Annotated in this window: 10 protein-coding genes; 4 read left to right on the forward strand and 6 right to left on the reverse strand. The window is 58.5% G+C overall.

Annotation, left to right across the window (positions count from 1 at the left end; all coding sequences use genetic code 11):
* The 4 genes from H8S40_RS15855 to H8S40_RS15870 all read right to left on the reverse strand — a co-directional run.
* Positions 1 to 1,989 (reverse strand): hypothetical protein (locus tag H8S40_RS15855; RefSeq protein ID WP_186865706.1); only part of this gene is annotated, 1,989 nt, incomplete at its 3' end.
* 187 nt (positions 1,990 to 2,176) lie between these two features.
* The gene (locus tag H8S40_RS15860; RefSeq protein WP_186865707.1) at positions 2,177 to 2,605 is read right to left on the reverse strand and encodes a hypothetical protein; all 429 of its coding nucleotides are present in this window, start codon (positions 2,603 to 2,605) and stop codon (positions 2,177 to 2,179) included.
* Between the two features lie 2 nt (positions 2,606 to 2,607).
* Positions 2,608 to 3,183 carry a hypothetical protein gene (locus H8S40_RS15865; RefSeq protein WP_117638235.1) on the reverse strand — a complete coding sequence of 192 codons (576 nt, stop codon included), beginning with the start codon at positions 3,181 to 3,183 and terminating at the stop codon, positions 2,608 to 2,610.
* Positions 3,184 to 3,199: 16 nt separating this feature from the next.
* On the reverse strand, positions 3,200 to 4,648 hold the full coding sequence (locus H8S40_RS15870; RefSeq protein WP_186865708.1) for a MobA/MobL family protein: 1,449 nt from the start codon (positions 4,646 to 4,648) through the stop codon (positions 3,200 to 3,202).
* Between the two features lie 378 nt (positions 4,649 to 5,026).
* Here H8S40_RS15870 and H8S40_RS15875 point away from each other — a divergent pair, with 378 nt between their 5' ends.
* The 4 genes from H8S40_RS15875 (at position 5,027) to H8S40_RS15890 (ending at position 6,463) form a co-directional block, all read left to right on the forward strand.
* Positions 5,027 to 5,398, forward strand: a complete 372-nt coding sequence (locus H8S40_RS15875) for a hypothetical protein (protein WP_117638243.1) — start codon at positions 5,027 to 5,029, stop codon at positions 5,396 to 5,398.
* Positions 5,395 to 5,862, forward strand: a complete 468-nt coding sequence (locus tag H8S40_RS15880; protein ID WP_186865709.1) for a hypothetical protein — start codon at positions 5,395 to 5,397, stop codon at positions 5,860 to 5,862. Before H8S40_RS15875 ends, H8S40_RS15880 begins: the two co-directional genes overlap by 4 nt.
* Before the next feature lie 62 nt (positions 5,863 to 5,924).
* Positions 5,925 to 6,179, forward strand: coding sequence for a hypothetical protein (locus H8S40_RS15885; RefSeq protein WP_117638241.1), 255 nt, complete (start codon positions 5,925 to 5,927; stop codon positions 6,177 to 6,179).
* A 2-nt stretch (positions 6,180 to 6,181) separates the two neighbouring features.
* Complete coding sequence (locus tag H8S40_RS15890) at positions 6,182 to 6,463, forward strand: hypothetical protein (protein ID WP_186865710.1); 282 nt, start codon at positions 6,182 to 6,184, stop codon at positions 6,461 to 6,463.
* Between the two features lie 183 nt (positions 6,464 to 6,646).
* Here the strand turns inward: H8S40_RS15890 and H8S40_RS15895 are convergent, their stop codons facing one another.
* A complete protein-coding gene (locus H8S40_RS15895; RefSeq protein WP_158571751.1) occupies positions 6,647 to 6,835 on the reverse strand; it encodes a hypothetical protein in 189 nt (62 codons plus the stop codon).
* Between the two features lie 49 nt (positions 6,836 to 6,884).
* Positions 6,885 to 7,511 (reverse strand): nucleotide-binding protein, encoded by a 627-nt coding sequence (locus H8S40_RS15900; protein ID WP_117638238.1) that lies wholly within the window; start codon positions 7,509 to 7,511, stop codon positions 6,885 to 6,887.
* Positions 7,512 to 7,674 lie beyond the last annotated feature (163 nt).

Genomic DNA, 7,674 nt, shown 5'->3' on the forward strand with positions numbered 1-7,674 from the left:
CGCCTCGTGTCTCGCCCATTCAATTGCAGCTCGAACGCCGAGGGCGCGAGCTTTCATCAGGTCGGAACGCTTTCCCATAAGGTCGGCTGTCGTCATGGCGTCGAAGTAGTCGTCGGTCTCAGTGTTCCATGCCTGGTGTTCATCATCGATGCCGATCTTGATCTGATTGAGAAGATCTTCGTTCTCGCGGACAATTCTCTCGACCTCGGCAGCGCGCCTAAAGCCGAAAAAGACCGCCGTCTGCTCATATGGTTCCCACGGATGCGCCGCGACATGGCGCAGTACCGCGCGAACAAGACCTGGCCGATCATTTGCATACTTCCGCTTGAATTGCTCGGCCTGTTCCTCGATAACCCTATGAGGCCGGTACGTTGGACGCCTGTCTTGGCTCATAGCCTTCTTGTATTCATTCTGCCATCCAGGCTTGAGCCACTTATAGACAGTCGGACGGGACACCCCAGCGACGCGAGCTAGCGCCGACATACTTAAACCAGGGTTCTCAGCCGCAGTTTTCCAAACCTGCACGGCCTTCGTCGGCGCTCCATCTCGGTTGCCGTTATCCCACCAATTCGTGCCATGGGCCTTCTGATTCAGGTCCCTTGTCATGCGGGCCTTTTCAAGAGACAAATCCTTCGGGAGTCTCTTGTCTGGCGGATTACTACCATGTCCCATCTTCTCACCATATGAGACAGCGGCCTTTCGCTCGCAGAATCCCTGAGTGTAACGACGCGCCCGCCCAGCCGCTGAGCCGCCCTCAAACGCCTCCAGAGCCGCCGCCACGTCGTTAGCGGTAAACCTGTTGCTTGGCTCTACCGAAAGGGCGTCAAATCGATCAAGAAGGCCGTATGCATCGTCCTCAAGCTCGTCGTAAGAAACGCCGCACTTGTTAGCCATGACAGCAAGATAGAAGATGCACCAATAACGGTGATCAACTGATGCCTGATCCCTGATGACGCTCAAAACCCGATCGTAGCCGGCACGGCCATACGTCCACCCTCCGCGCGGCTCGTCGTTAACAACGCACCTTTCATACCACTCAGGCCACAATTCTTTTGCCTGGGCGATCGGAGTCTTCTTGCGGGCCTCCTGCGTAAGTTCTCGAAGAGCTGCAAGACCATCCATATCCTTCTTGCCCCGCAGCTTTGGAACAAAAGACAGCAGATAGGGGATTGTAGCAGGCGGGGTCGCATCGTGAGAAAAACACTCGGCAACATACGGCTGCTTAATCTTTGGATTGCCGATGTCTCCATTGAGCTTCGTGGCGCTTCCGACCATCCGGAAACCTTGGAAGATGCCCTGAGTCTGCTTCTTGTCTGGGTCGCTCGCGCTTGTGTTGGCGTTCCAAACTCGGTCGGTCAGCTCGCGCTTGAGGACCTGTAGACCAGTGACGTAGCGGGTCATAAGCGGCACTGGATGTTCGAGAAGGTAAACGACGTGAAGGCCTGTCCCTGAGCTGACGAGATAGTTGGCATAGGGAATTGCACCACGCTCCATCTGGTGGAGCAAGTTATCAAGCTCGCGTTCGCCAACGTAATCGAGATCGATCATGATGGCATGCAAGTATCGGGCATTACGACTGCTGCGGCTCTTGCCGTAATAGCTGACCGGAGCCAGAAACATAAACGTGTTCTGCTCAATCGACAGCTTTCGAAGCTCTTCAAGTTCTTCAAGACCGTCATGAAGCGTGTATCGATGCATAATGCGTTTTACAAGTTTGTTGCCCTTTGGGTCGACTCCCCGTTCTATCTCCTTACCGGTGTCCTCAAGAACAATGACGTTGGGCTTGCCATCGGAATCGTTACCCTTCTTCTGGAGAGTCCCATCAGGAAACATAGCGTGATAAAAGGTGTCGGGATCGCAGTAGCTCCAACCCAAACGATAGGCGTCAAACAACTTCTCGTTTCTCACCTGATTTGCATGGCGCTCATTCTCATACCAGCGTCCATCATGCTCGCTGGAACTCTTACGACGCTTTCTCGAAACAGGCATACAAAGCCCCCTTTAAGATGAAAACAACACTCCCTTGGAAACAACCTCAGGAGCGACCCCGAGGGGCTGCCCTACGGGCTAAGCAGGACGTACATTAAGGTTAAATGATATTTTACACTTTTTCGCCTAAAAATGTGTATATAGAATCTATATACAGTGTATATAGATTCTATATACACAAAAAGGATCACTCCGATGCCTCGCACGCGGTGATAAACGCCTTTAGTGGCGACGTCTCGGGAACGTGCCGGAGCTCTTCGCGATGCCGCATGTGCGCGAGTCTGTGCTCGCACATGGCCCGTATCTCGGCCCGATCGGCCCGGTCCTGGGCCTCGGCGTCCTCGGCAGTCTTTGCCTCGTAGTAGCCGTGCAGGTCGACAGTCACGATTCTCTTGCCGCCGCCCGGCCCGGATCCAACATTGGAAGGCACACGGTTCAGCATAGCCTCCGTACTTCCAATCAACGACTGGCGCGCGAGCCGCGCCACAGCCTCCGGGTCATGGAGCGAGAACGGTTTTGCATCGTGATCGGCCATGGCCCGGAGGGTCACCTCAAGCTCGGAGCGGCCCATCTTCGCAATCCTGAACTGCCAATCGAGCAGCTCGATATCGTCCATGACTACCCACGAACCTTGACTGCAATGAAATATCCGATGGCCCCACAGATGGCCATAGACAGCAGCAGCGCCGCCCAGCCCCAGACGCCAAGCCACTCGGCCCCGGCCTTCATCTGGGTCCACATGAAGCCAATGGCCACCAGGAGGACGATCAGGCACGCGGCACAGGTCACGACGCCGCACGCAACGGTCGCAACAATCATCGACCGCCTCGCGCTCTCGAGTTCATCGACGGCCTGCTTGGCGTTCGCCTGGCTGCTCTCAACGGCCTTTTTAGCCGCCCTCTCCACGTCCCGCAGGCACTCAACCGTGCGGGCCTCCACAGCCCTGTAAACGACGTTTGAGGCATCCTCCGCTCGCTCGGCGGCACCGATGACCGCCTCGCTCATATCGCGCATGGTGTCGGTGTTCTCGACCAACGCACCGTGCATCTCCTTCGCGATGCCGGCGATGCTGTGCATGTCCTTGGCGACGCGGAGCTGGTCGCGCGCCGCCTGTTCCTTGAGATCTGCCGATGCCTCAAGGGCATCGCCCATAGCCGCTAGGTTGTCCTGGCTGAGGTTGTCGAAAGTACCCATGATTTGAACTCCGTTTCTAGTGGTGGATACCGTTTTCGTTTTCAAGCTCGATCTCGACCGAGAGCGGCTTGGCGACCTTTGCAGTCTTCTTGGCCTGCTCGCGGACGAGCTTGTCGCGCTGCTGGGCGGTCATGGCCTTGAGCTGGGCGGCGGTAATCGGTCGCCCGACCTCCTTGCTCATGGTCACGAGCTGGCGCAGCGGGCGTCCCATCTGCGCGCCCGTGACGGTGCGACCGTCTTGGGTGAACTTGAGGTCGCCGTGGCCCTCGACGTAATCCATGGCCACGCCGCGCTGCGCTAGGGCGTCGGCGAGGTCGTTGAAGTGGTTGTTGCTCCGGCGCGCGAACACCTGCTGGATCTCGGCCTCGACGGTCTTGGCGATGGAGATATCCAACTTGGCGCCGCCCATGGCCATACCGCGCTTTCGCGCCGCCGTGGCGCGCATGAGGCCCGTGTGGCGGGCGATGAAAGCGCGCCGGCGCTGGGTGACGGCGTCGGTCTTCTGCGCCCACCATGCGCTCGCGCGCTCCTTGAGTCGGCGCAGCTCTCCGATCACGCGGTCGATGGCGCTGTTCGTCTGGCGCACCTCGACATTCATGGCCACGCGCTCAGGCGTGGGTCGCTGGCCCTCGTGGACGGTCGGGACGTACTCAATTTTGCGGTCCTCGAAGGACCGGTGGTCGATTGTCACGGCAACCTCGTTGTGCTTGGCGGCATGTTCGGCGAGGCGTTTGTTGGCGATGCCTGCCCAGGACGCGCGGACGCGCCTGAGTTCGGCTTTCTCGGCATCGAACGCCTTAGCGCCGTCCATCTTGGCGGTGACGGCCACTGGCGTCTTCGTCTTGCGGTCGTCCTTGGTGAGGCCTTGCGCCGCCGCCTGGGACATGGTCCGGCGCTCACCGTCCCGGAAGTTGTAGACCTTCTCGATGCCCTCGGCCTTGGCCGCTTTCCAGTCCTTGGCGGCGACCATGACGTCGCTGCCGTCTGGACGGCGGCACAGGTAGACCTTGGTTGACTTCTGCGCCCTGGGGCGCTCGAAGCCATCGGCACCGAGTTTGAGGGCGCTCACGAGCACGTGGGCGTGGGGATTACCGTCGCCCGAATCATGTATTGCCCAATCGCAGGCCTTGTTTTTGAACAGGTTGCAGAAATCGAGAACGCAGGCGCGTTGCTCGTCCAAGTCGAGCTCGCGGGGAAGGGCGAACTCATAGCGCTTGGCCACGAGTTCGTTGCCGCCGTCATATGCGCGCCGTGCCTCGTTCCAGAGACTCTGACGATCCCAGGCGGGCGCACCTTCGGGAAGGACGATACCGGTATCGGCGATGCGCTCGGCGCGCGCGTAGCGCTTGAGCTCGCCCGTGGCCTCGTCGCGCAATGTCTCGCCGCTCTGGTAGGCGGCAGACGCGACGGCAGACGATCCGCGCGCCGGGGCGATGCCTCGGGCGTTCAGATGGTAGATGGCCATGTGGCGTCTGCCTCCTTCCGGCAAGCGAGTGAAACGAGCGCGCAGCGGTGCCGTGCGCACCGTGAGCCATTGAGGCGAACGGGCACGGTATCGCGGAGCGCAAGGGAGCCTTGGCGACCGCGCAGGCACAGCCAATCGCAAGCCGCCCAAGGCGAACGGTTGGCGGTGTGCCGGAGAGGCAAGGAGCGCGAGCGACGCGCAGCGACCGCAGGGAGCGTAGGGGCTCGCCGCCTAGGCGCGCACGCAATGTCTCTCTCACGCAGCGCCGTAGGCGCGAGTAAGTGAGACTAAGTGCGCCCTTAACTTAAGTTAAGGGAATGATACCAACTCGTTACGGGTACAATCAAGTCAATTAAAAACGCAGTTGAAAGGCACAAAATGGACCTGAACGAATTCACGAGCATCGACGGGGCTCAGCGGTCAGATAACACTTTCGCGGCAGACGCCGGAACGCAGCCCGCGAAGCCGAAACGCAAGCGCGTCAAGAAGACCATTGACCAGCAGGTCGCCGAGGCCGAAGAGCGCCTGAAGAAACTCAAGGCGAAGCAGCGGAACGAGGAACGGACCAAACGCAACCACCGGCTCATCGCGAGCGCCGCGACCATCGAGGCCGAGGCCGGTCACGTTGAGCTCGACGAGCGCATTGCCACATGGCTCGGGCGGGTTCTCGCCAACGAAATTGCCAGCAAACCTGAGGGTGAGATCTCTCGATACATCGCATGGCGCGACGGAAAGGGCGGCAAACAGTGAATATCAAAATTGTCTACGAGGACCGCATTGACGCATGGGACACCCGAGCGGACGGGTCCGCATCGACCTCACATGCCGTGCTGCGCGTCAACGGACGGCATCTCGAACTTTGGGGCGCCCTCAGATTCGAGGAGGGGTACGACCCGGAGAAAAGTGGGCAGGCAAAGAGCAGCCGAACCGAAGAGGGACAGGCCGAAAGCATCCTGAGCATTTCAGCGGAAAACGCCCCACAGATCCTCAATGCCTGGCTCGCTGTTGCTCACGATGAGCACGGACTGCTCAGGCTCGACGTCGACGGTGAAACGCTCTACAAGTTCGAAGAGCCGGACGAGGACGAGGATGAAACCTCGGACAACGTCAGCGACGAGTTCAGCGGCGTGTTCGAAAACGTGGACTTTTTTGAACCGGAGAGGTGCCAGCAGGGAGCTTGGCGGCCACGAAGCCCCAGCGCGACCGCTCGATAATCAGGTGCTTTGATTAGGTATACTAAACTGGTATACTTATTGGGGAAGAAAGGAGAGCGGCATTGGTCAGAGTACACGGGAACGCCCTCAAGCACGGGCTTACCAGCGATGAGGTCGCGTATGCGTGGGAGAACCCGATTCGGTGCCGCCAGCGAAACGGCACGGATGACCCGCCGCTCTGGATTTCGGTCGGCTCGCTTCCCGATGGGAGGTTTGCCGAGCTGATTGGATTCATGGATATCGACGGCGTTTGGTGCGTGTTCCACGCGATGGTGCCGCCGACGAAAAAGTTCAAGCGTGAGCTGGGATGGAGGTAGACATGAACGGAATCGTTGCCGAGAACGGCAAGGTCGTGACCGATGAGATGATTGCCGATTGGGAAAGCGCCCTTGAGCGCGATGAGTGGCCTAGCGGATGGGTCAACGTTGGCGAGGTTGTCGAGGGCAAGCTCCCGAAGGCCGTACCCGAGACGGTGACGCTGTCCCTCAAGGTTCCAGTTGCGATGAAGCGGGCTCTTGAGAAGGAAGCGAAGGCCGAGGGCAAGTCGACGGGTGCGTATGCCCGCGGAATCCTCGCCGATGGTCTCATGGCCATAGCGTAAAGCAGCAGGGGAGCTAACAGAAAGGGGGGCCTTGAAGGGCTCCCCTTTCCTGCCGGCGACCCTGTTGTGATTTGGGTCAGAGCTTCATGGCTAGCCCCTCCAAGCCCTCCTGAGCCTTTGCCAGCGGCTCAGCTCTTATGTATATACACTCTATATAAATTCTATATAGAGTGTATATACAATCTATATACTATCTCGATTCATGCGCAGTTCAAGACCCTCGACGATGAGGCGTGAGACCGTTGTATTGTGTTCAGCGGCATAAGTCGAAATCTCGGCTTTTTGTTCATCAGTCACCCAGAAAGTGATGCACTTTCCCTTTTTACGAGTGCTGGTCGAGTCACCTTTGTGGCGCGTATCCTGGTTTGCCATGAGGGTCGGCGCAACCTCCTCAGGCACCGTCATTCGACGGACTGGCCTCTTAGCCGGCATAGTGAATCTCCTCATCGTTACGCAAGATTTCTTTCAGTTCATCCCAAATCTCCTCATAGCCGAAGAGATCATCGCCAAACGAATTGCCGAAAAAGTTTCGCAGCCCTTCGCGGCGGCGGACTTGATGGTCGAAATAACTGAGGTCGGCATCTTCAATCTCGCTCTGTGCCTTTGCAAACGAAAGGGTGTTGGCCGCAACCTGAGTAAGTAGCACGCCGTAAAAGACCTCGCGCTTCGTAAGCGTGCGTGCGGTCTCGATGGTCTTCACAACGTCGGCCGCACCCGGACCCGTCGGAATCACGACGAAGTCCGATGCCTCAGCAGCCTCGTCCATGATGTTGCCATTCGGTGGGCAGTCGATAAAGATCCATTTGTCAGGATTCCTGCGGTATTGGATGCCGGCGCGCCGCACCGTCGCCAGGTTCGCCGACGTTACGGAAAATGGAAGGGAATCATTGTTCTGATCGGCGAGGAGCGCCCAGAAGCTTGCGCTAGACTGCGGGTCGCAGTCGTAAACCTCGACGCTCTTTCCCTCGCGCTCAGCAGCTGTCGCCAACGCCATTGCCGTCGTTGTCTTGCCGACACCACCTTTTAAGTTCATAGCCGAAATAATCACGGGCGTTCCTCTCAAGTGCTGTTGTATCTAACAGTGAGTCTATATAGAAAGTATATACAGTCTATATAGACTGTATATACTTTTCTTTCAACTCGGCGAGCTCGTCGCCTGTAAGCGTTCGCCCCGCGCTCCTCGCCGCACGCAGCCCCTCGAACAGGTCTGG

This window comes from Ruminococcus hominis, assembly GCF_014287355.1.
GTDB lineage: Bacteria > Bacillota > Clostridia > Lachnospirales > Lachnospiraceae > Schaedlerella > Schaedlerella hominis.

Coding starts and splice junctions, on each gene's coding strand:
- H8S40_RS15875 (WP_117638243.1), top strand. CDS start 5,027: ATGGACCTGAACGAATTCACGAGCATCGACGGGGCTCAGCGGTCAGAT.
- H8S40_RS15860 (WP_186865707.1), bottom strand. CDS start 2,605: ATGGACGATATCGAGCTGCTCGATTGGCAGTTCAGGATTGCGAAGATG.
- H8S40_RS15895 (WP_158571751.1), bottom strand. CDS start 6,835: ATGGCAAACCAGGATACGCGCCACAAAGGTGACTCGACCAGCACTCGT.
- H8S40_RS15865 (WP_117638235.1), bottom strand. CDS start 3,183: ATGGGTACTTTCGACAACCTCAGCCAGGACAACCTAGCGGCTATGGGC.
- H8S40_RS15890 (WP_186865710.1), top strand. CDS start 6,182: ATGAACGGAATCGTTGCCGAGAACGGCAAGGTCGTGACCGATGAGATG.
- H8S40_RS15870 (WP_186865708.1), bottom strand. CDS start 4,648: ATGGCCATCTACCATCTGAACGCCCGAGGCATCGCCCCGGCGCGCGGA.